This is a genomic window from Pseudomonas sp. GW821-FHT02B10 (assembly GCF_059421865.1).
Map to the genome: position 1 here is coordinate 53,459 of NZ_JBWKVU010000013.1, position 22,972 is coordinate 76,430.

The following is a 22,972-nucleotide window of genomic DNA, read 5'->3' on the forward strand; positions in this document are numbered from 1 at the left end:
GCTCCTACAGAAGCGGGGCTTGCCGGGGCACCCCTGACACAATCTGTCAGCCCACTGCGCTACAGTGCCCGGCGCCCCGTCCCGAATGGATACGCCGATGACCGCCACCAACAACACCCCCGCCCTCAAGGAAATCTTCAACGCCGAACGCCTGGAACACATCGCCGAAGAAATGCTCGCGGTGTACCCGGCGTTCGACCACCGCGGCTTTCTCGCCCACGCGAACAAGGGCCTCGCCGAGTTGTCGGTGATGCAGCGCCTGGCGCGGGTCAGCGAGAGCCTGCACGCGGTGCTGCCGGCGGACTACGATGCCAACCTCGCACGGCTGTACGATCTCGCGCCGCGCCTGGACAGCCGCTTCGTCTGCATGTTCCTGCCGCACTACGTGGCCAGTTACGGCGGCCACGCCTTCGAGCGCTCGATGGCGGCGCTCAAGTATTTCACCGCCTTCGGCTCCTCGGAATTCGCCATCCGCCCGTTCCTCGCCAGCGACCTGTCGCGCACCCTGGCGGTGCTGCAGGACTGGGCCCGGGACGACAACGAGCATGTGCGCCGCCTGGCCAGCGAAGGCAGCCGCCCGCGCCTGCCCTGGTCGTTCCGCCTGGCGCGGATCCAGGCCGACCCGACCCTGGCTGTGCCTATCCTCGAATGCCTCAAGGCCGACCCCAGCCTGTACGTGCGCAAGTCGGTGGCCAACCACCTCAACGACATCAGCAAGGACCACCCCGACTGGCTGCTGGGGTTGCTCGAAGGCTGGCCGCTGGATAACCCGCACACCGCCTGGATCGCCCGCCACGCCCTGCGCAGCCTGATCAAGCAGGGCCATCGCCGGGCGCTGGCGATCGTCGGCGCCGGGCATGCGCCGCAGGTGACGCTGCATGGCCTGCAGGTCGAGCCGGCGGTGATTCGCCTGGGCGAACGGATCAACCTGTCCTTTGCCCTGGAGTCCACCGCCGACGCCAGCCAGCGCCTGGTGGTGGATTACGCCATCGACTACGTCAAGGCCTCGGGCGGCACCCGCGCCAAGGTGTTCAAGCTCAAGGCCTTCACCCTGCCGGCCAAGGCCCGGGAGCAACTTGGCCGCGCCCAGCACATCCGCGAACTGAGCACCCGCCGCCACTATCCCGGGCGCCATGAGCTGCATATCCTGGTCAACGGCGAACGCCTGAGCAGCACGGCGTTCGAGATCCACCCCCCCGCCCCATAGCCACCTCCACCTCCCTTACAGACATACCCCCTGTAGCCGCTGCCGCAGGCTGCGATCGACCCGAAGGGGTGCGGTGTTCTCTCGGCCGCCAGAGGTCCTGCGGACCTTGCGCAGCCTTCGGCAGCGGCTACACAAAGCTGCCTCCACCTCGGCCTTACAGGCATACCCTGTAGCCGCTGCCGCAGGCTGCGATCGACCCGAAGGGGCGCAGCGATCTCATTGCCGCCGGAGGTCCTACAGACCTTGCGCAGCCTTCGGCAGCGGCTACACAAAGCTGCCTCCATCTCGGCCTTACAGGCATACCCTGTAGCCGCTGCCGCAGGCTGCGATCGACCCGAAGGGGCGCGGTGTTCTCTCGGCCGCCGGAGGTCCTGCGGACCTTGCGCAGCCTTCGGCAGCGGCTACAGGGAAGCGCCTATCTCGTAACAAAATATTTCAGAATGCCCGGCAAAAAACAGACAGCAAAAATGCCTGGATCTTCCCGGCAATCACCAGAACTCGAACGGGCCGCAGATATGGCCTTAAGCCATACCCTGCGGGGAGAATCCCCGTGCTCCACGACGCATTCAAAACGCCGTGGCTGGCTTTATCCCGCGTCTCCCAAGCCTGGAAAAATTCTAAAGAAACCGCTCTATCTCAAGCCTTTCACCGGGATCAATTGTCAGACAATGGTGTAAATCCGTATTGCGATAAATTATCATTTGGCGCCTCCCCCGCCAGCCACGCCCTTGGCGCAGGTGATTCGACCGGTGCGACGTGGCTGATTTCAATGATTCACCCGAGGCGCTCATGTACCGTTTTCCGCTTTACCGTCCCCTGATCTGCGCCGGTCTCGGACTGCTCTCCTGGCAAGCCTTTGCTGCCTATCAACCGCAATCGGAAGCCGCCCTGGCCGCCGATTCCGAAATGGAATGCCAGTTCAACGCCGACCACAGCAGCGACTGCACCACCACCCAGCACTACACCATCCTCACCCCGGCGGGCCGGGACATGCTCTCGCGCATCGACTTCAGTTATGCCGAAACCGACGGCTTCGAACTGCGCAAGGCCGAATTCACCCAGCCGGGCGGCAAGCCCGTGGCGCTGGCGCCGGCGCAGATCGATACGCGCACCGCGCCGAATCCGGAACAGGGTTTCCTGCGCGAGAAACAGACGTCCCTGGCCTTCCCCAACCTGCGGGTCGGCACCCGGCTCAGCTACACCGTGCAGCAGCACTACGCGGCCAAACCGCTGCTGGGGCAGTTCCACTCGGTGCTGCAGTTCGGTCCCAAGCCGGTGCGCCAGGACAGCTTCAAGATCACCTACCGCGCCACGCGCCCGATCGTCTGGCGCAGCGAGCAGATGGACGACTACCGTTTTACCGCCAGCAGCGACCGCAAAAAGCTGACCATCGAGCAGAAGGCGCCGGTCTTCCTCAACTACATCAATGAACCCTCGATCGGCTTTATCCAGCGGGTGCCGCGGGTCGAGCTGGGCAGCAGCACCGAAGTGCAGGACTATTTCGGCCCCCTGGCCCAGCGCTACCAGCAGATCCTCGCCGCGCCCCTGCCGCCAGCCAGCGCCAAGGCCGTGGCCGGCCTGCGCGACCTGCCGCCAGCCCGGAAAGTGGCCGGGCTGATGCAGCACATCAACGACAACTACCGCTACCTGGGCGACTGGCGCGCCACCGAGCGCGGTTACCTGCCCTTCGAGCTGAAGCAGATCGAGCAACGCGGCTATGGCGACTGCAAGGACCTGGCAGTGCTCCTGGCCGCCATGCTCAAGGCCAGCGGGATCAAGGCCGAGACGGCCTGGGTCAGCCGCGAGAACGTCGTCGCGCCGCTGTTGATCCCCGGCACCCATGCGCCGAACCACGCCATCGTGCGGGCCGAGGTCGATGGCAAAGTGTGGTGGCTGGACCCGACCAACCCGGTGTTCGACCCGGGCCGCAGCATGCCCGACATCCAGGAGCGCTGGGCCTTTGTCAGCGACGCCAAGGGCCAGGTGCGCGAGGACTACATCCCCCTGGAAACCCCGGACACCAGCCTCGTGCTGGACAAGCAGGAGCACTTCGACAGCAACGGCCAGGCCCGGGTCAACGCGCGTATCGAGTTCAGCCATATGGAGCTGATGCGGCTGATGGTCTCCGACAACCAGAACGGCATCGCCAGCAACGACCAGGGCCTGTGCGAGCGTTTCACCCGGGAACTGCGCGACTGCCAGATCAGCCGCGAGCCGACCGCCTTCGTCGCGCCCGCGACCTACCGGATCAAGGCCTCCCTGACCGACCTCAAGCCCCTGGAAAACATCTCCGGCAACTACTTCTACAAGGCTCCGGCCCTGGAGGGCGACTGGGACTTCCTGGTCAACTACCGCCGCAACGGCCAGTTGGCGGACCTGTACATCGGCGACGCCAACACCCTGCGCTACACCTTCACCCTCTCCGGTGCCCGGCTGGACAAGGACATCAAGGCCTGTAACGTGCGCTCGCCCTGGTTCGACATGGACCTGAGCAGCGAACGGGTCAAAGGCGAGTACCGCTATCACTACCGCCTGAGCCAGAAAAAGCGCTGGCTGAGCCATGACGAAATCGTCAGCGCGCCGTTCGACGCCATGGTCAGCCAGGCCAAGGCGTGCGCCGAGCAAACGCGGCAACTGGTCCAGCTCAAGGGCACAAAGAAAGCCTGAGCCACAGCGGCGCCTGCACCGCCAGCAAGCTGGGCTCCTGCAAGTTCGGCGCCGTCCATGTAGGAGCGCAGCTTGCTCGCGATAAACGTCAACGATGACGCCTATCGCCTGGATGAACGCGTCGTTCTCGCGGCCATCGCGAGCAAGCTCGCTCCTACAAAGGCACGCCAGTGTTTGCTGCGATCAGGCCGGTTCGGCGAGCAGCAAGCCCTGCTCGGCCGCGCACAGCTCGACCACGTAATCCCACACCACCCGCAGGCGCACGGACTTGTGCAGCTCGCGGCGGGTGCTGATCCAGTAGGCGCGCTGAATGCTCTCGCCGGGCAGCAAGGGCACCAGCTGCGGATCGCCGGCGGCCATGTAGCACGGCAGCACGGCGATCCCCAGGCCGGAGCGCGCGGCCTGTTGCTGGGCGATCACGCTGGTGCTGTGGAACACCACCTGGGGGTTGCGGCAGAAGCTGGTGAGGAAAATCAGCTCCTGGCTGAACAGCAGGTCGTCGACATAGCCGATCCAGGCATGCCGCCCCAGGTCCTCGCGGCTGCGCAAGGGCGGTGCGCGGTCCAGGTAGTCCTGGCTGGCGTACAGGGCCAGGCGGTAGTCGGTGAGCTTGCGGGTCACCAGCATGTCGGCGTTGGGCCGCTCCAGGTGGATGCTGATTTCCGCCTCGCGGTTGAGGATGCTGACAAAACGCGGCACCGCCACCAGCTCCACCTCCAGCCCCGGATAACGCTCGAACAGGCCGCGCATGCGGCTGGCGAGAAACATGATGCCCAGGCCCTCGGTGACGCCCACGCGGATCTTGCCCAAGGGCGCCGTGGACTGGGTGATTTCCTCCTGGGCCAGCAAGGCCACGTTCTCCATGGCTTCGGCGTGCTTGAGCAGCGCCTCCCCGGCCGGCGTCAGTTCATAGCCCTGGGCATGCTGGACGAACAGCGCGGTGCCGAGGCTTTTCTCGATCGCCTCGATATGCCGGGCCACCGTGGCGTGGGTGGTCTTCAACCGCTGGGCCGCGGTCAGCAGGCGACCGCTGCGTTGCAGCTCGAGAAAAAACCGCAGGTCGTTCCAGTCGAACATGACTCTTCCTTGCAGATGCCGGGGGGAAGCCGCTGTTTAAAAACGCACAGCGGCTGAGCAAAAACTAACATTCTTTTAACGAAAGCTAACAACTAGGATGAGCCGCAACAAGAACGATAAAACGAGGTCATGGATGCTGCCTGCCTTTGATCCCTACGACTACATAGTGGTCGGCGCCGGCCCTGCCGGGTGCCTGCTGGCCAATCGGCTGTCCGCCAACCCGGCCCACCGCGTCCTGCTGCTGGAAGCCGGTGGCCGAGACAACTACCCCTGGATCCACATCCCCGTCGGCTACCTGTTCTGCATCGGCAACCCGCGCACCGACTGGTGCTTCAAGACCGAAGCCGAACCCGGCCTGCAAGGCCGCAGCCTGAGCTACCCGCGCGGCAAGGTGCTGGGCGGCTGCTCGTCGATCAACGGCATGATCTACATGCGCGGCCAGGCCGGCGACTATCAGCGCTGGGCCGCCGACGGCAACCCCGGCTGGAACTGGCAGGACGTGCTGCCACTGTTTCGCAAAAGCGAAAACCACTTTGCCGGCGACTCGCAATTCCATGGCGCCGCCGGCGAATGGCGGGTCGAGCGCCAGCGCCTGTCGTGGCCGATCCTCGATGCCTTCCGCAGCGCCGCCGAACAGAGCGGCATCGCCAGCGTCGACGACTTCAACGGCGGCGACAACGAAGGCTGCGGTTACTTCCAGGTCAACCAGAAAGCCGGGGTGCGCTGGAATGCCGCCAAGGCCTTCCTCAAGCCGATCCGCCAGCGGCCCAATCTCACGGTGCTGACCGGGGTCGAGGTCGATCGCGTGCTCCTGGAAAACGGCCGCGCGGCGGCGCTCAGCGCCCGTTACCAGGGCCAGCCACAGACCTTCAAGGCGCGTCGCGAAATCATCCTCAGCGCCGGTTCCATCGGCTCGCCGAGCATCCTGCAGCGTTCGGGAATCGGCCCCGCCGCCCTGCTGCAACGCTTGGGCATAGGCGTCGCCCACGAACTGCCGGGGGTCGGCGGCAACCTGCAGGACCACCTGCAACTGCGGCTGATCTACAAACTGGAAAACGCCCGCACCCTGAACCAGATCGCCGGCAGCCTGTGGGGCAAGCTGGGCATGGGCCTGCGCTACCTGTACGACCGCAGCGGCCCGCTGTCCATGGCGCCGAGCCAGCTGGGGGCGTTTGCCCGCTCCGGACCGGAACAGACTTCGGCCAACCTCGAATACCACGTGCAGCCGCTGTCGCTGGAGCGTTTCGGCGAACCGCTGCATGCGTTCCCGGCCTTTACCGCGTCGGTCTGCGACCTGCGCCCGCAAAGCCGTGGCCGGGTGCAAATCCGCTCCGCCGACCCGCAGGCGGCGCCGCTGATCCAGCCCAACTACCTGAGCCACCCGGAGGACCTGCGGGTCGCCGCCGACGCCATTCGCCTGACCCGGCGCATCGTCGCCGCGCCGGCCCTGCAAGCCTTCAAGCCGACCGAATACCTGCCGGGGGCCGAGTTGCGCAGCGAAGAACAACTGCACGAAGCCGCCGCGCGCATCGGCACCACCATCTTCCATCCGGTGGGCACCTGCCGCATGGGCCAGGGGCCGGAGGCGGTGGTCGATGCCGAGCTGCGGGTGCATGGCATCCCCGGCCTGCGCATCGCCGATGCCTCGATCATGCCGTACATCACCTCCGGCAATACCTGCTCGCCGACGCTTATGATCGCCGAGAAAGCCGCCGAGCTGATTCTCGCCACCTCGACCAGGAGCCCTGCGGCCGAAAAACCAAGCGTTACCCCGGCCTGATCCGCACAGAAGCAGCAACGATGAGATCCATGTAGGAGCCTGCTTGCTGGCGATAACGACCTGAAGGGCGGTGCAAGGCTCAAGGAATTATCGCGAGCAAGCTCGCTCCTACACCTACAGATGCACAGCGACAAGATGCAGATAGCGACGCCACGCTGGCGCCGACAGTGGAACAACAAAAACAATCACTGTGAGGGATATCGATATGTCGGAACATGCTCAATCGATGGACGCGGCGGTCGCCGCGCCCACCAGCCAGGAAAGCCAGAAAGTCATCTTCGCCTCGTCCCTGGGGACGGTGTTCGAGTGGTACGACTTTTTCCTCTACGGCGCCCTCGCGGCGGTCATCAGCAAGCAGTTCTTCGCCGGGGTCAACGACACCACCGCCTTTATCTTCGCCCTGATGGCGTTCGCCGCCGGTTTCGTGGTGCGGCCGTTCGGCGCGCTGGTGTTCGGTCGCCTGGGGGACATGATCGGGCGCAAGTACACCTTCCTCGCCACCATCATTCTCATGGGCCTGGCGACCTTCGCCGTGGGCCTGCTGCCGACCTACTCGAGCATCGGCATCGCCGCGCCGATCATCCTGGTCGCCCTGCGCATGCTCCAGGGCCTGGCCCTGGGCGGTGAATACGGCGGCGCCGCGACCTACGTCGCCGAGCACGCGCCCCAGGGCAAGCGCGGTTTCCACACCAGCTGGATCCAGTCCACCGCGACCCTCGGCCTGCTGCTGTCGCTGCTGGTGGTGCTGGGCTGCCGCTACTTCACCGGCGATCAGTTCGAAGTCTGGGGCTGGCGCCTGCCGTTCCTGCTGTCGATCGTGCTGCTGGGCATTTCCACCTGGATCCGCCTGAGCCTGCATGAGTCGCCGGCCTTCCTGAAGATGAAAGAAGAAGGCCGCGCCAGCAAGGCGCCGATCCGCGAGTCCTTCGGCAAATGGGAAAACCTCAAGGTGGTGCTGATCGCCCTGTTCAGCATCAACGCCGGGCAGGCGGTGACCTTCTACGCCGCGCAGTTCTACGTGCTGTTCTTCCTCACCCAGTTCCTCAAGATGGACCCGGCCCTGGCCAATATGCTGCTGATCATCAGCGTGGTGATCGGCGCGCCGTTCTTCATCTTCTTCGGCTGGCTGTCGGACAAGATCGGCCGCAAGCCGGTGCTGATGGTCGGCCTGCTGCTGGCCACCGCACTGTACTTCCCGATCTTCAAGTCCCTGGCCCACTACGCCAACCCGGCCATCGACCAGGCCAGCCGCCAGGCGCCGATCAGCGTGCTGGCCGACCCCGCCACCTGCACCTTCCAGTTCGACCCGGTGGGCAAGGCGCGTTTCGACAGCCCGTGCGACAAGGTCAAGACCTTCCTGGTCAAGCAGGGCCTGCCCTACACCAGCGTCGCCGCGCCCGCCGGCAGCCCGGTGCAGGTCAGCGTCGGCGACGTGCAGATCGACGGTTTCGACGAAGCGGCCCTGCGCGGTGCCGTGACCCTGGCCGGCTACCCGCAACAGGCCGACACCCAGAACGTCAACAAAACCATGGTGGTGGTGCTGATCGTCGCGCTGATCCTGATCGCCGCCATGTGCTACGGCCCGCTGGCGGCGCTGATGGTCGAGCTGTTCCCGACCCGCATCCGCTACACCTCCATGTCCCTGCCCTACCACATCGGCAACGGCTGGTTCGGCGGCTTCTTGCCCACCGTGTCCTTCGCCCTGGTGGTGTACACCGGCGATATCTTCTACGGCCTGTGGTACCCGGTGGTGATCACCGGGGTCAGCCTGCTCGTCGGCCTGATCTGCCTGCGCGAGACCCGCAACGTCGATATCGACAAGAACTGAAAAGCCCGGCTGACGGTAGCGCCCCAAGCATGCTTGCAGGCCTTGGGGCGCTCAGCGTCAGCCAAAGGGACCTGGTAAAAAAAAACGGCGCGCCATGGCGCGCCGCTTTCGTTGCTGTCGATCAGGCCACGATATCGGTGGTCGCCGCCTGGCCAACGGTGCCCACGGCGAAGTCCACCGCGCCCAGACCGGTGAGGTCGACCAGCAGGCTGGTCTGGTCGGTCTCGGCGTAGTAGGTCAGGATCGCGTCGCCGGCATGGCCGGTGAAGCCGCTGACGAAGTTCAGGGTCGCCTGCCCCGAGGCGAACGGCGCCAGGCCGCTGAGGTCGATCTTGTCCTGGCCACTGGTGAAATCCATGATCCAGTCGGGCTCGTCGAAGGTCGAATCGGATGCCGCGCCGAACACGAAGGTGTCCGCTCCCGCCCCGCCCCATAGCGTGTCGCGACCGCCGCCACCGTAGAGGATGTCGTTGCCGGCACCGCCTTCGAGGATGTTGGCCGCGGCGTTGCCGATCAGCAAGTCGTTGCCCGCACCGCCGATGGCATTTTCCAGGGTCACTCCATGGGCCACGGATACGTTGCCCACCAGGCCGCCGACGTCGGAGAACGAGCCCTCGTTGAGGTTGATCTTCTGGTTCTGGGTGAAGCCGGAGAAGTCCAGGGTGTCGTTGCCACCGCCGTCCCACACCGAGAACACCAGTTTGGAGGCAGATGAGCTGGCGCTGTAGAAATCGCGCCCGGTGTTGGAGTTGAAGCCGTACACGGTGTCGTCGGCGCGGGTCTCGTGGTTGGCGCCGTAGAGTTTCTGTACCGCGACAATGTCGTCCATCAACGGCGCCGAGGCGTAGGCGCCACCACCGTCCTTGCTGAAGTCCTGCCCGGTGTTGCTCTCGCTCCAGTAGCTCATCAGGCTGTAGCCGCGCGTGTCCTGGGCGTAGGTGGCATCGTTGTAGGTCGGGTTGCCGTTGCCGGCGTTGTAGGTGCCCGGATGGGACAGGCCCAGGCTGTGGCCGATTTCGTGGGTCAGGGTCTGGCGACCGTAGTTGCCGTTGCCCGGGGTTTCGTTGACCCGGTACTGATCGTTGATCAGGTACCAGGACTGGCCGTCATAGCTGCCGCCCGAAGGCAGGTAGGCGAAGGCCGCGCCACCAGTGCTGACGCTGTAGTTGCCGAAACTCAGGTGCCCGTCGTCGCCGCTCGCGGCTTCGTTGAAGCGCACATTGGCCACGTCCGACCAGGATTGCAGGGCCAGGAACGCCTGGGCTTTCTGCAAGGCGCTGAACTCGCTGAAGCTGCCCAGGTTCGGGTTGTAGTTGGCCGGCTTGCTGGTGAGGAAGCTGTAGCTGAGCTCGACCTTGCCGTCGCCGTTCTGGTCGTGCCAGGACAGGCCCTTGCGCAGGATCTGCTCGGCGGCCTGGTCCGCGGTGTACGACGGCTTGCCATTCACCAGCTCCGCGCCACCACGGTCATAGGCATGGCTGAAGGCAGTGATCAGTTGGTAGGCATCGCTGCCCGGAGCTGCCGAAAAACCGGCATTTTCTTTGGCTTTTGACATCATTTACGTCCTTGTTCAACGCTGAAAATTTCCGATAGACCACGGCGACCTGTTAGCGAGATCGTCCTATCACTCGCCCTATTCAAGGCGGGGAAAAACTGACACAGACCCTGGCGTGGCGTCCACGATTTTTATTGTCCGACAATATGCCCGGGCGACTTTGCACCTCATTAAAATCGCTACCCACCCCCTGCCCCGGCGTGCCATACGCTAAGCTTCAGCGCTAATGGAACCGCTGCCACACTCGTGCTTCTGCCTGTTCCCCGAAGGAGTCCACAATGAAAAAAATCCTCCTGAGCTGCGCCCTGTCGATCGTTGCCAGTGCCGCCCACGCCGAAGGCATCCCGCTGTTCAACGTCGACTGTCCGGGCAATATTCCGGTCAGCGCGGAGGAAGGCGGGCCGGTGTTCATCAACGGCAAAGAGGCCCAGACCAAGACCGTCAACGAGCGTTATTTCGAGGCCAAGGGCTCGGGCATCACGGTGGACATCAGCGTGGAGGACGACGACTCGGTGGTCGTGACCTACAGCGGCAAACAGGGTGCCAGCGGCATTTGCACCTCGGTCGACGACTGAGCCAACTCACTCACGTGTAGCCGCTGCCGAGCCTGCGAGGCTGCGATCGGCAGCGCAGCGGCCGCAGCAGGGGCATCGCGGTTACCCTGACTCAATGCATTCTCAGGTTTTGCGCCTGCTGCGTCGGAATGCCGCCCAAGTCGTTCGCAGCCTCGCAGGCTCGGCAGCGGCTACGACGAGACGCCTTCTAGAACAACCCCATCTGCCCACCCACCAGGGTGCTGAAGTCGTCCTGCACGAACGGCAGGATGGCATCCGCCACCGGCTGCAATTGGCGGGTCACGTAGTGATCGTAATCGATGGCCGCGGTACGGTTTTCCAGGGGTTCGGGACCGGCCAGGGTAATCACGTAGCTGATCCAGCCACCGTTCTGATAACGCTGGGGCCGGCCCTGCCGCTGGTTGTATTCGTCGGCCAGGCGCGCGGCGCGCACATGGGGCGGCACGTTGCGTTCGTAATCGTCCAGTTGGCGGCGCAGGCGCTTGCGGTACACCAGTTGCTCGTCCAGTTCACCGGCCAGGGTGCGCCGCACGTAGTCGCGCACATAGTCCTGGTACGGCTGGCGGTGGAAGATCCGCTGGTACAGCTCCTGCTGGAACTGCTGGGCCAGCGGCGACCAGTCGGTGCGCACCGCTTCCAGGCCCTTGTAGACCATGTCCTGGGTGCCGTCGGCGCGAGTCACCAGGCCGGCGTAGCGCTTCTTGCTGCCCTCCTCCGCGCCCCGGATGGTCGGCATCAGGAAGCGGCAGAAGTGGGTTTCGAATTGCAGCTCCAGGGCGCTTTCCAGGCCGTACTCATCGCGCAGGTGATCGCGCCACCACTGGTTGACGTGCGCCACCAGCGCGCGGCCGATGCGCGTGGCATCCGCCTCGGCGTGGGCGCTGCCGAGCCAGACGAAGGTCGAGTCGGTGTCGCCGTAGATCACCTTGTGGCCCTGCACCTCGATCAACTGGCGGGTGCGACGCATGATTTCGTGGCCGCGCATAGTGATCGACGACGCTAGGCGCGGATCGAAGAAGCGGCAGCCGCTGGAACCGAGCACGCCGTAGAAGGCGTTCATGATGATCTTCAGCGCCTGGGACAGCGGCGCGTTGTGTTCGCGTTTCGCCACTTCGCGGCTCTCGGCGACCCGGGCGACGATCGAGGGCAGGCAATGCCGGGTGCGGGAAAACCGTGCACCGCGAAAGCCCAGTACCGATTGCTCGTCCGTTGGGTGGCGCAAGCCTTCCACCAGCCCCACCGGATCGATCAGGAAGCTGCGGATGATCGACGGGTACAGGCTCTTGTAGTCCAGCACCAGCACCGACTCGTAGAGACCGGGCCGCGAGTCCATGACAAAGCCGCCGGGGCTGGCTTGCGGCGGCTTCTCGCCCAGGTTCGGCGCGACGAAACCCTGGCGGTGCATCAGCGGCATGTACAGGTGGGTGAAGGCCGCCACCGAGCCGCCGTTGCGGTCGGCCGGCAGCCCGGTGACCGTGGCCCGTTCGAGAAGAAAGGTGAGCAGCTCGGTCTTGGCGAAAATCCGCGTCACCAGCTCGCAATCCTTGAGGTTGTAGCGCGCCAGGGCGGGCTTGTCCTCGGCGAACATACGGTTGATTTCGTCCATGCGCTGGTAAGGGTTGTCGATCGACTTGCCTTCGCCAAGCAGGGTCTGGGCGACGTTTTCCAGGCTGAACGACGGGAAGCTCCAGGTCGCCGAGCGCAGGGCCTCGATGCCGTCGATGATCAGGCGCCCGGCGGCCGCAGCGAAATAATGGGTACGGCTGCCGTGTTCGCGCCACTGCATCTCTTCGCCGCCGCGCCCCAGGCGCAAGGGCACCGCCAGGCGCCGCGCGTGTTCGTGCAGCACCCGCAGATCGAACTGCACCAGGTTCCAGCCGATGATCGCATCCGGATCGTGCCGTGCCAGCCACTGGTTGAGCCGTTCGAGCAACTGCTCGCGGCTGGCGCAGAACTCCAGGTCGAAATCCACCGCGCTGTCGTCCTCGCGAGCGCGGCCGAGCATGTACACCTGGCGCTGGCCGCAGCCTTCCAGGGCGATGGAATACAGCTCGCCGGTCTCGCTGGTCTCGATATCCAGCGACACCAGCTTCAACGCCGGCCGGTAGTCCGGCGCCGGTTTCATCTGCGCCTCCAGCAGTATCCCGCCCTCGCCCGGGGTGCCGCCGAACCACACCGGTGCGGTGATGAAGCGCTCCATCAGGTAGCGCTCGGGCGGCCGCACATCGGCTTCGAGCACCTCGACCCCGGCGCGGCGCAGGGTCTTGTCGAGGCGGATCAATTGATTGTGCTGCGGGCAGTACAGGCCGAGCACCGGGCGGTGCTGGAAGTCGCACAGGCCCAGGGGACGCAATTGCACATCGCGATCGTCGGCCAGCAGGCGCCGGGCCTGTTCCTGCTGTTCGGCGGGAATGAAGGCCACGGAGGTCTGCACCGGCAAGCGGATCTGGCGCGGCCCGGCATCGGTCGCCAACCAGAACTCGACTTCCGTGCCTGCCGGCGTGTCACGCCAATGCCGGGTCAGGACGAAGCCCTGCTGTAAATCCACCACTGCAACCTCAAGTACCTGTTTCAAGGCCTCGATTCTACCTGTCCTCGGTCGCGATAGCCCGTTCCGCTCATGTGCCGAAAGGTTTTGTCGGACAATATGTAGTGCTTTAAAATTTTCACTACAAAACCGTTGACGAGGCGAATTTGCCCTTGCATGATGCAGGCGTCTCCCCGATCGGGAGACGTGGCAAAGGTGTTATGAGCAAGCTCGTCTGACCGCCGAGCTGTTAACCCGGATGTGTACTGCCCACAAGGCAGATTGATGAAACTGACCTGGCATGAACGTCCAGTACAAAGGGCGGGAAGCTGGCGAAAACTCCTCAAGATGCTTGTGGCCGAAACTGAAAACTTCGGCAGCTTGATCCAGGTTTACGCTGCTTCTCTTCGTTGTGACGCTATTGCGTAGCAGTTAATCAAGACGACTACACGCATCAGGCTCTGGGCCTTATCTGTATCCGACAGACACCCTCTGTCGCCCTGTTTCCGGTATCAGGGTTCAACTTACCGATGTAGCGATATCAATTAGCGACTCAACTAGATAGATCGAAATGGTCAAGGGGCTTACAAATGAATCTGAACAATCAACCTACTATTGATGAACTGTCTCATCTGTTCGCGGCACAGAAAGACAGCCATGACAGCCACATCCTTTGGATTGCCAAGTCTGGCCAGGTCCATATCGACTGCCTGTCGCCCCACGCCCATGAAGAAGAGTTCGACAAGAACAACCAGGACCTGCTGGCCCGCCTGAAAATGTACCGCCGTGGCCAGGGCTACGTCGGCAAGAAGGCCGCCGCCGACAGGGACTTCATCGGACGGGTACTCGATACCCTGAAGAACGAATGGCAATCGCTGCAGAACAAGTCGGAAGTTCGGGTGATTGACCGGTTCTGCTAAGTGCAACTTGTCGTTGTCGCTAACCATTGATCCATTAAATAAAAAGGGACGCTCCAATAAGAGCGTCCCTTTTTTATTGCAACTTTCCAGATAGTTGGACGACGCGGTGTTTCTGCTAAACCGCGTTATCCTTGGCGGCAGGCTTACTTGACCTGACGCTGCGGCGCCTTGTGCACCATGGTGTAGGCGTAGTCCACGCCCATGCCGTAGGCGCCGCTGTGCTCGCGCACCAGGTCCATCACCGCGTCGTAGGTGTCCTTGTGCGCCCAGTCGCGCTGGAATTCGAGCAGCACTTGCTGCCAGGTCACCGGCACCGCGCCGGCCTGGATCATGCGCTGCACCGACATGTCGTGGGCTTCCTGGCTGGTGCCGCCGGAAGCGTCGGTGACGATGTACACCTCGTAGCCTTCGGCCAGGGCTTCCAGGGCCGGGAAGTTCAGGCAGACCTCGGTCCACAGCGCGGCCATGATCAGCTTCTTGCGCCCGGTGGCCTTCACCGCGTCCACCAGTTTCTTGTCTTCCCAGGAGTTCATCGAGGTGCGCTCGATCGGCTGATGGTCGGGGAACACGCTGAGCAGTTCCGGCCAGATGTAGCCGCTGAAGCTCTCGGTTTCCACCGAAGTGAAGATGGTCGGCACGTTGAAGATCTTCGCCGTCTTGGCCAGGCCCACGGTGTTGTTCTTCAGGGTCTGGCGGTCGATCGACTGCACGCCGAAGGACATCTGCGGCTGGTGGTCGATCAGGATCAGGGCGGAGTTGTTTGGGTTGAGCAGTTCACGGATAGACATGGCGCGTTCCTTTTGCTGTCGAGTAGGTTCAAACGTTGAGTTGCACAATTCGGGAGCTCGGCGCGGGTTCCGCTGCGGGAGGCTGTGCGGCCGGCTTGGTGGCTAATTTAGGGGTTGGAATAAAAAGCAACAATTCCCTAAAATCGAGAATCATTGATTCCAAAAAAGGGACAGTCATGGATCGCATCGAATGCATGCGCGCGTTTGTCGTCACGGTCGACGCCAACGGCTTCGCCGCCGCGGCCCGGGCCATGGACGTGCCGCGCTCGAAAGTCAGCAAACAGATCCAGGCGCTGGAGGAAGCCATCGGCGTGCAGTTGCTGCACCGCACCACCCGCAGCCTGCATCTGACCGAAGCCGGTGCCGAGTACTACGAGTCGGCGCGGGAAGTCCTGGCCGCCGTGGACGAGGCCGAACAACGGGCGCGGGACGGCATCGGCGAATTGCGCGGGGTGCTGCGGGTCAACGCGCCGATGTCCTTCGGCCTGCGTCGTCTCGGGCCGCTGGTGCCGCTGTTTCATGAGCAGCACCCGAACATCGAATTGCAGCTGGTGCTCAGCGACCAGCAAGTGGACCCGGTGCGCGGCGGTTTCGATGTGACCATTCGCATCGCCAGCCTGGCCGACTCGTCGATGGTCGCCAAGCTGCTGGCCCCGGCGCCGCGGATCATGGTGGCCTCGCCGGACTACCTGAAGCGTGCCGGCACCCCGCAGACGCCCCGCGACCTGACCGCCCACCAGTGCCTGAACTACGGCTACCTGCAAAGCGGGGTCAGCCTGCAGTTGAGCAACGGCAAGGACACCCAGCGCGTCCACGTCACCGGCCCGCTGCACGCCAACAACGGCGACCTGCTGGCCCAGGCCGCCGAGGCCGGCATGGGCATCGCCCTGCTGCCCGACTTCATCGTCGCCGACGCCCTGGCCGCCGGCCGCCTGGTGCCCGTGCTGTGCGAATGGCAGGCGCCGCCGATCAGCATCCACGCGGTGTACCCGTCCGCCCGGCGTGTGCCGCAGAAGACCCGGGCCTTTATCGAGTTCCTGGTCGCCCAACTGGCGGAGAAACCGCCTGTGCATCCGTAGGTGATCCAGGCGAGATGGGGTGTCAGATACACCGCCTCGCGGGCAAGCCTCGCTCCTACAGAAGCCGGGAACACCATGGCATCCCTGTAGCCGCTGCCGAGCCCGCGAGGCTGCGATCGGCACCGCAGGGGCCGCAAAACCAGGCACCGCGTTCCTACAGGCAAACCGCATGCGCAGGTTTTGCGAGGACTTCGTCCTCGAGCGCAGCCTCGCGCTGCTCGGCAGCGGCTACAGACATGCGTGAACACCCCCTCTTCTGTAGGAGCCAGGCTTGCCGGCGATGCAGGCGACACGGTGCCGCGGGCGACCTGGGCTGTCTCGGCGATGGACCTACACTGAAGGCATACACCTCGGCATTCGTGAGGGGCCATCATGCGTAACTCTCCCCAACTCGCGGCGCTCAGCCTGATCGCTACCCTCGCCTACCTCGGCCTGGCCATCCTCGGCATGGGCGGACCGGTGGCGTTTTTCTCCCACCCGGCGCTGTGGGTCATCACCCTGTCCCTGCTGGCCATGGCCTTTGTTGCCCAGTTCAGCGAAGGCAACCTGAGCCCCGGCAAACAGGAAGACCGGGAAAACCGCTGGGTCCTCGTCGCCTTCGGTATCCTCGGGCTGTTGCTGGCCTTTCTCCCCGCCTATACCGACCGCCTGCACTTCTGGACCTTTGGTAGCGCCGACGTGCGCTGGTTCGGCGTGGTGTTCTTTATCGGCGGCGGCATATTGCGGCTGTGGCCGGTGTTCGTGCTGGGCAAGCGCTTCAGTGGCCTGGTGGCGATCCAGCCCGGCCACCAGTTGGTGACCACCGGCATCTACGGCACCCTGCGCAATCCGAGTTACCTGGGGCTGCTGATCAATTGCGTGGGCTGGGCCCTGGCCTTCCGCTCCGGAGTCGGCCTGCTGCTGACCGCCTTGATGCTGATCCCGCTGATTGCCCGTATCCACGCCGAAGAAGCCTTGCTGCGCAAAGAATTCGGCAAGCAATACGACACTTACTGCGCCTACACCTGGCGCCTGGTGCCGTGGGTTTACTGAGGATTTTTCCGCCGTGCTGCCGGGAGCGGTGTTAAATATTTTGTGATGCGCCCCTTGGCAGCGAGGACCAGTCCCGGTAAAACGGTGAGCCTCACTTGCACGAAATGTCCGTGAATTCTTGACGAGATCCGCCGGCCGATGAACGCCTTGTGTTGCCGCCCGCCCTGCCAGACCCGCGCTGCTGCCCCGTGCAGCCGCTTCGGCATCGGCATTGGAATGGCAACAACGCAACGCACCCACGGCGATCTCCACGGCAACCCCGGGTCCCGGCGATGAAACTGCTGGTCAACCTGCCCATGGCCCTGTGCCGCTCCCGCCTGCGTCATTCCTCGCGCCCTCCGGACCTCTTGCTTTCGCTCTGAACGCGCCCCTCTGCGCGTCGAGCCTTGCCGCCTTGTTATCTGCCATTGCAACCGGGCCCTGCCGGCGCCGCTGCATGAACCGAACCTGCGCGCCGCCATGGCGCAAGCGAGAGAACCATGAAATTTGCAGCCCTTGACGAGGCCCGTAGCTTCCTGGCCGCCAACCCCGATATCGACATGATCGAGCTGTTCATCCTCGACGCCAACGGCGTGCCGCGCGGCAAGCTGTTGCACCGCGAGGAACTGCTGGCGGTCTATGAAAGCGGCCGGCCACTGCCCAGCACCATCCTCGGCCTGACCCTGCAGGGCGACGACGTGGAAAACTCCGGGCTGGTCTGGGACGTCGGCGATATCGACTGCCGCGCCTACCCCCTGGCCGGCAGCCTGGTGCGCCTGCCGTGGCGGCAGATCCCCACCGCCGCGGTGCAGGTCAGCATGCACCCGCAGGAAGGCCTGCCCGCCAGCATCGCCGACCCGCGCCACCTGCTGATCAAGGTCATCGACCAACTCAAGGCCGAGGGTTATTACCCGGTGATGGCCTGCGAGCTGGAGTTCTACCTGCTGGACGCCAAGCGCGACAGCAACGGCCGCCCGCAACCGGCACTGGACGCCGACGGCGGCCGGCCACAGCACACCCAGGTCTATGGCCTGCGCGAGCTGGAGCAGATCGAACCCTTCCTCGCCGACCTCTACGCCGCCTGCAAACTGCAAGGCATCCCGGCGCGCACGGCGATCTCCGAATACGCCCCGGGCCAGGTGGAAATCACCCTGGAACACGGCGACGCCCTGGAGGCCATGGACCAGGCGGTACGCTACAAGCGCCTGGTCAAGGCGGTGGCCCACCGGCACGGAATGCAGGCGACCTTCATGGCCAAGCCCTTCGATGACCTGGCGGGCACCGGTATGCACATGCACGTGAGCCTCGCCGACGCCGAGGGCCACAACCTGTTCGCCGCCGAAGACCCGGCCGGCACCCCGCTGCTGCGCCAGGCGGTGGGCGGCATGCTCGCGTCGCTGCTCGACTCGCTGCTGCTGTTCTGCCCCAACGCCAACTCCTACCGCCGCTTCCAGGCCAACAGCTACGCGCCGCTGGCGCCGACCTGGGGCGTCGACAACCGCACCGTGAGCCTGCGGGTGCCGGGCGGTCCGGCCAACAGCCGGCATATCGAGCACCGCATCTGCGGCGCCGACGCCAACCCCTACCTGGCAGCGGCGGCGATTCTCGCCGGGGTCCATCGCGGCCTGCGTGAGCAGCTCGATCCGGGCGATCCGGTGCAAGGCAACGGCTATGCCCAGGCCAGCGAACTGCTGCCCACCGACTGGCTGACCTCGCTGACCGCCCTGGAAAACTCCACCTGGGCCCGCGACGCCCTGGGCAGCGAATTCCTTGGGGTCTACCTGGCGGTCAAGCGCGCCGAATACCGCCAGTTCATGGCCGAAGTCGGCGAGCAGGACTGGCGCTGGTACCTGACCCAGGCGTGACGCGCTGGCCGGCGTCACGGCGCCGGCCCGGCCCCAACAAAAATTCGAGAACAGCCCATGACAGCCGCACTCAATCCGGTCACACCGGCGGCCGAACGCTGCCCTTCGTATTACAGCGCCACCCTGAATCAGGAAACCCATTACCCGCCCCTGCAAGGCACCCATCAGGTCGACGTGGTGATCATCGGCGGCGGTTTCACCGGCGTCGCCAGCGCCGTGGAACTGGCGGAAAAAGGCCTGAAAGTGGCCATAGTCGAGAGCCACAAGATCGGCTGGGGCGCCACCGGGCGCAACGGCGGCCAGGTCACCGGCAGCCTGTCCGGCGACGAGGCCATGCGCAAGCAGATGCGCCGCACCCTGGGCGACGAAGTCGACGATTTCATCTGGCAACTGCGCTGGCGCGGGCACCGGATCATCCGCCAGCGCGTGGACAAATACGCCATCGCCTGCGACCTCAAGCACGGCCACCTGCACGCCGCCTACAAGCCCAGCCACCTCGCCGGCCTGCGCGCCGACTACGAAGAAGCAATGCGCCGCGGCATGGGCGACGAGGTCAGCCTGCTGGACAAGCAACAGCTGCGCGAGGTGCTGGAAAGCCAGCTGTACCACGGCGCGATCAAGAACACCCGCAACCTGCACCTGCATCCGCTGAACCTGTGCATCGGCGAAGCCCGCGCCGCCGAAAGCCTCGGCGCGCTGATCTTCGAACACAGCGAAGTGCTGCGGATCGTCCACGGCGAGCGCCCGGCGGTGATCACCGCCCAGGGCCGCATCGACGCCAAGCAGGTGCTGCTGGCCGGCGACGTCTACCACAAGCTGGAGCCCAAACAGCTCAAGGGCAAGATCTTCCCGGCCATGGGCGGCATCGTCACCACCGCGCCCCTGGGCGACCTGGCCAAGCGCCTCAACCCCCAGGACCTGGCGGTCTACGACTGCCGCTTCGTGCTCGACTATTACCGCATGACCGCCGACGGCCGCCTGCTGTTCGGCGGCGGCGCCAACTACAGCGGCAAGGATTCGCGGGATATCGCCGGCGAACTGCGCCCCTGCATCGAACGCACCTTCCCGGCGCTCAAGGGCGTGGCCATCGACTTCCAGTGGAGCTGCGCCATGGGCATCGTGATCAACCGCATCCCGCAGCTGGGCAAGCTCTCGGACAACGTCTGGTACTGCCAGGGCTACTCCGGGCACGGCATCGCCACCAGCCACATCATGGGCGAGATCATGGCCCAGGCCATCACCGGCCACCTCGAGCACTACGACACCTTCGCCGCCTGCCGGCACATCCGCGTGCCCTTCGGCGACCAGCTGGGCAACCCGATGCTGGCGGCGGGCATGTGGTACTACCAGATGCTCGAACGGTTGCGCTGAGATGAATGCGAGCATCGCCGGACGGGGCCGACACGCTGCTGTAGCCTATGCCAACAGCAGTGCGAATCAATGAGCGCATGGCCACACGGATGACAGCAAGGAGAAGGCAAATGGTGCAAGCGGGCATCGACGAGACACAAACCATCGGCTCGAGAATCTGGACTTGGTATGGCCAGGACGAGTACCGGAAAATCATCCTGGTCGGCGAACTGGGGCCGGCCCTGGAATTCCTGGCCCTGGATGCAGGTCGGCAGCGAACGGAGATCGGTTGCTGCGCCGAGTGCAATCTGTGGTCCGACCATCTCGATTATCTCGTGCACTTTGTGCAGCGTTTCCCTGCGCACCTGGCGCCGCACTTGCACCAGCGGCTGCAAACCCTGTTAAGCGCCTGTGAAGCCCTGAGCCCGCAAGCCTATGGAATGACCCTCGAAGACAATGGCTTCGAACACCCACAATGGGCGCCACTGCGCCTGGGCGCCCAAGAGGCCCTGGAGCTGCTGGGCTGGCCAGAAGTGCAGGAACATATGCCCGAGCTGACCGAAGAGTGCCGGGCGGCACTGAAGAAGTGGCCGGATTGACGGCCTTGCCCTTGCCGGCGAAGACGGCCTTGCGGACCTCTTCGCTGGCGAGTCAGCTCCTACAGTCATAGAGGAGTCAGGCAGGGGTGCGCGGCAAGGCGCGTTTGTGGGCGGTGCGGTGGTAGGCCGTTTCGATCAGCTGGCGCACGCCATCGGACACCGGCTCGCCCATCAGGTAGGCGTCGATCTCGGCGTAGCTGCAGCCATAAGCCGTTTCGTCCAGTTTGCCCGGCGCCAGTTCTTCAAGGTCCGCGGTGGGGGGCTTGTGCACCAGATGCCCGGGAGCGCCAAGCGCCTCGGCCAGCGCGCGCACCTGGGTCTTGGTCAGGCCCGACAGCGGAGCCAGGTCGCAGGCACCGTCGCCGTACTTGGTGAAAAACCCCATCAGGGCCTCGGCACCGTGGTCGGTCCCCACCACCAGGCCGTTGCTGAAGTTGGCGACCGCATACTGCGCCAGCATCCGCGCCCGCGCCTTGACGTTGCTCTTGGCGAAGTCGGTCAGTTCGGCCGACGGCTGCAAGCCATCGATCCGCACCTGGTTCATCAGACCGTCGACACTCTCGGCAATGTTGCAGGTGCTGACCGAGTCCGGGCGGATAAAGTCCAGGGAGGCCAGGGCATCGCTTTCGTCTGCCTGGCTTTTATAGGGCAGGCGCATGGCGATAAACCGGGTGTCGTGCCCTGCCCCGCGCATCTGCTCCACCGCCAGCTGGCACAGGCGGCCAGCGGTCAGGGAATCGACGCCACCGCTGATACCCAGCACCAGGGCCTGGCCGCCGGACTCGCGCAACACCTGCTGGATGAAATCCACGCGCCGGATGATTTCCGCGGCTTCGTCTCCGCGCACCAGTTGCCGATCGATGCCCAGCTCCCGGGCAATTCGTTCTTGGGTTTGGCTGCTCATATCAGGCCTCCAGGGGCGAGTTACTGAGGTTGACGTTGAACACCTGCGCCGCGTACCTGAGGAACGACGGGGCTTCGCAGACGTTCTTGATCGGGTCATCGGAGAACTTCACCACCGGTTCGCCATGCACTCGCACCAGCTTCATCACGATGCTCAGCGGCTCGACGTCTTCGACATCGCAGGCCAGGCTGGTGCCCATGCCGAAACCGAACCGGGCCTGGCCACGCACGTGACGCAGGATCGGCAGGCATTTCTCGAAGTTCAGGCCGTCGGAGAACATCAGGTCCTTGGTCCGTGGGTCGATGCCCAGTTCCCGGTAGCGCGCCAGGACCTTGTCGGCCCAGGCAATCGGGTCCCCGGAATCCTGGCGCAGGCCGTCGTACAGCTTGGCGAAGTACAGGTCGAAGTCCTTGAGGAAGAAGTCCGTGCTGATACAGTCGGTCAGGGCAATGCCCAGGCGGCCGCGGTATTCGCGCACCCAGTTTTCCAGGGCCGCGTTCTGGCTCTCCCGCAGCCGTCCCAGTTGCTGGTGCACCATCAGCCACTGGTGGGCCATGGTGCCGATCAGCGGCAGGTCGAACTCATAGGCCAGGTGGGCGTTGCTGGTGCCGACGAAGACCCCGGGGAAGTCGCTGCGCATGATCTTCACCACCTCGCGCTGGGCCTTGAACGACAGGCGCCGACGCGTAGAGAAGTCCGAGACCCGCAGCTCGGCGAGTTCTTCGCGGCTGGCGTTTTTCTCCAGCCATTCGAATTTCTGATAGAGCCGGCGGGTGACGTCCGCAAGCTCCACCTCCGGATACCTGTCGCGGTTGCGCAACTCACTGACCATGGCCAGCACCGGCTGCTCGAACATGATGCAGTGCAGCATCGGGCCGCGGACGCGGATGCTCAGTTGGCCGTCGACCGCTGCCACGTGGATGTAGCGCAGGTTGAAGCGGAACAGACCGAGGAACTGTTCGAAGTCCGGGGTCAGGTACTCACGAAAACGCTTGTTGAACAGAAAGCGCTGTTCGCCTTCGCGCATCTGCAGGCTGGCGAGCTTTTCCAGTTCCTGGCGGATCTCCGGGATCAGATGCACCAGGGACTCTCTGGAGCGGACGATGAACTGGTATTCCACATCGACATTGGGGTGCTGGTGCAGCACCGCCTGCATCATGGTGAAGGTGTAGTAGTCGGTGTCCAGCAGGCTCTGGATCACGCCATTGTTACGGTCAAATGCACTTTCCATGGTGACTCC

General features: G+C 64.5%; 17 protein-coding genes. 11 read left to right on the top strand and 6 right to left on the bottom strand.

Annotated elements, in window-relative coordinates:
• The first annotated feature begins 97 nt into the window (after positions 1-97).
• Together AC07VU_RS24235 and AC07VU_RS24240 are read left to right on the top strand one after the other, a co-directional pair.
• Entirely contained in the window at positions 98-1,207 is a 1,110-nt protein-coding gene (locus AC07VU_RS24235; protein ID WP_495030621.1) for a DNA alkylation repair protein, read from the top strand.
• 789 nt (positions 1,208-1,996) lie between these two features.
• Positions 1,997-3,874: a DUF3857 domain-containing transglutaminase family protein gene (locus tag AC07VU_RS24240; RefSeq protein ID WP_495030622.1), complete on the top strand. Its 1,878-nt coding sequence runs from the start codon at positions 1,997-1,999 to the stop codon at positions 3,872-3,874.
• A gap of 183 nt (positions 3,875-4,057) precedes the next feature.
• On the opposite strand, the gene AC07VU_RS24245 is transcribed toward AC07VU_RS24240, so the two are convergent.
• A complete protein-coding gene (locus AC07VU_RS24245) occupies positions 4,058-4,951 on the bottom strand; it encodes a LysR family transcriptional regulator (protein WP_009043291.1) in 894 nt (297 codons plus the stop codon).
• A 133-nt stretch (positions 4,952-5,084) separates the two neighbouring features.
• Between AC07VU_RS24245 and AC07VU_RS24250 the strand changes: the two genes are divergently transcribed.
• Positions 5,085-6,731 carry a GMC family oxidoreductase gene (locus AC07VU_RS24250; RefSeq protein ID WP_495030623.1) on the top strand — a complete coding sequence of 549 codons (1,647 nt, stop codon included), beginning with the start codon at positions 5,085-5,087 and terminating at the stop codon, positions 6,729-6,731.
• Between the two features lie 205 nt (positions 6,732-6,936).
• Positions 6,937-8,559 carry an MFS transporter gene (locus AC07VU_RS24255; protein WP_053260649.1) on the top strand — a complete coding sequence of 541 codons (1,623 nt, stop codon included), beginning with the start codon at positions 6,937-6,939 and terminating at the stop codon, positions 8,557-8,559.
• A gap of 121 nt (positions 8,560-8,680) precedes the next feature.
• Here AC07VU_RS24255 and AC07VU_RS24260 read toward each other — a convergent pair whose 3' ends face one another.
• On the bottom strand, positions 8,681-10,114 hold the full coding sequence (locus tag AC07VU_RS24260) for a serralysin family metalloprotease (RefSeq protein ID WP_495030624.1): 1,434 nt from the start codon (positions 10,112-10,114) through the stop codon (positions 8,681-8,683).
• A gap of 278 nt (positions 10,115-10,392) precedes the next feature.
• Between AC07VU_RS24260 and AC07VU_RS24265 the strand changes: the two genes are divergently transcribed.
• Positions 10,393-10,689, top strand: a complete 297-nt coding sequence (locus AC07VU_RS24265) for a hypothetical protein (protein ID WP_007925020.1) — start codon at positions 10,393-10,395, stop codon at positions 10,687-10,689.
• Between the two features lie 187 nt (positions 10,690-10,876).
• Here AC07VU_RS24265 and AC07VU_RS24270 read toward each other — a convergent pair whose 3' ends face one another.
• The gene (locus AC07VU_RS24270) at positions 10,877-13,237 is read right to left on the bottom strand and encodes a DNA polymerase II (protein ID WP_495030668.1); all 2,361 of its coding nucleotides are present in this window, start codon (positions 13,235-13,237) and stop codon (positions 10,877-10,879) included.
• Positions 13,238-13,806: 569 nt separating this feature from the next.
• Between AC07VU_RS24270 and AC07VU_RS24275 the strand changes: the two genes are divergently transcribed.
• Positions 13,807-14,136 carry a hypothetical protein gene (locus tag AC07VU_RS24275; RefSeq protein WP_007925015.1) on the top strand — a complete coding sequence of 110 codons (330 nt, stop codon included), beginning with the start codon at positions 13,807-13,809 and terminating at the stop codon, positions 14,134-14,136.
• Between the two features lie 143 nt (positions 14,137-14,279).
• Here AC07VU_RS24275 and AC07VU_RS24280 read toward each other — a convergent pair whose 3' ends face one another.
• Positions 14,280-14,924 (bottom strand): hydrolase, encoded by a 645-nt coding sequence (locus AC07VU_RS24280; RefSeq protein ID WP_495030625.1) that lies wholly within the window; start codon positions 14,922-14,924, stop codon positions 14,280-14,282.
• Positions 14,925-15,100: 176 nt separating this feature from the next.
• Here AC07VU_RS24280 and AC07VU_RS24285 point away from each other — a divergent pair, with 176 nt between their 5' ends.
• The 5 genes from AC07VU_RS24285 to AC07VU_RS24305 all read left to right on the top strand — a co-directional run bounded on the left by AC07VU_RS24285 (position 15,101) and on the right by AC07VU_RS24305 (position 20,828).
• Positions 15,101-16,003 (top strand): LysR family transcriptional regulator, encoded by a 903-nt coding sequence (locus AC07VU_RS24285; RefSeq protein WP_085530488.1) that lies wholly within the window; start codon positions 15,101-15,103, stop codon positions 16,001-16,003.
• A 372-nt stretch (positions 16,004-16,375) separates the two neighbouring features.
• The gene (locus tag AC07VU_RS24290; RefSeq protein ID WP_087088103.1) at positions 16,376-17,035 is read left to right on the top strand and encodes a methyltransferase family protein; all 660 of its coding nucleotides are present in this window, start codon (positions 16,376-16,378) and stop codon (positions 17,033-17,035) included.
• 479 nt (positions 17,036-17,514) lie between these two features.
• On the top strand, positions 17,515-18,879 hold the full coding sequence (locus AC07VU_RS24295; protein WP_457276115.1) for a glutamine synthetase family protein: 1,365 nt from the start codon (positions 17,515-17,517) through the stop codon (positions 18,877-18,879).
• Between the two features lie 57 nt (positions 18,880-18,936).
• Positions 18,937-20,250 (top strand): NAD(P)/FAD-dependent oxidoreductase, encoded by a 1,314-nt coding sequence (locus AC07VU_RS24300; RefSeq protein ID WP_495030626.1) that lies wholly within the window; start codon positions 18,937-18,939, stop codon positions 20,248-20,250.
• Positions 20,251-20,360: 110 nt separating this feature from the next.
• Positions 20,361-20,828, top strand: a complete 468-nt coding sequence (locus AC07VU_RS24305; protein ID WP_274306402.1) for a hypothetical protein — start codon at positions 20,361-20,363, stop codon at positions 20,826-20,828.
• A gap of 76 nt (positions 20,829-20,904) precedes the next feature.
• Here AC07VU_RS24305 and nadE read toward each other — a convergent pair whose 3' ends face one another.
• Positions 20,905-21,732, bottom strand: a complete 828-nt coding sequence (gene nadE / locus AC07VU_RS24310; protein WP_274306401.1) for an NAD(+) synthase — start codon at positions 21,730-21,732, stop codon at positions 20,905-20,907.
• 1 nt (position 21,733) lies between these two features.
• A complete protein-coding gene (pncB, locus tag AC07VU_RS24315; RefSeq protein WP_274306400.1) occupies positions 21,734-22,963 on the bottom strand; it encodes a nicotinate phosphoribosyltransferase in 1,230 nt (409 codons plus the stop codon).
• Positions 22,964-22,972 lie beyond the last annotated feature (9 nt).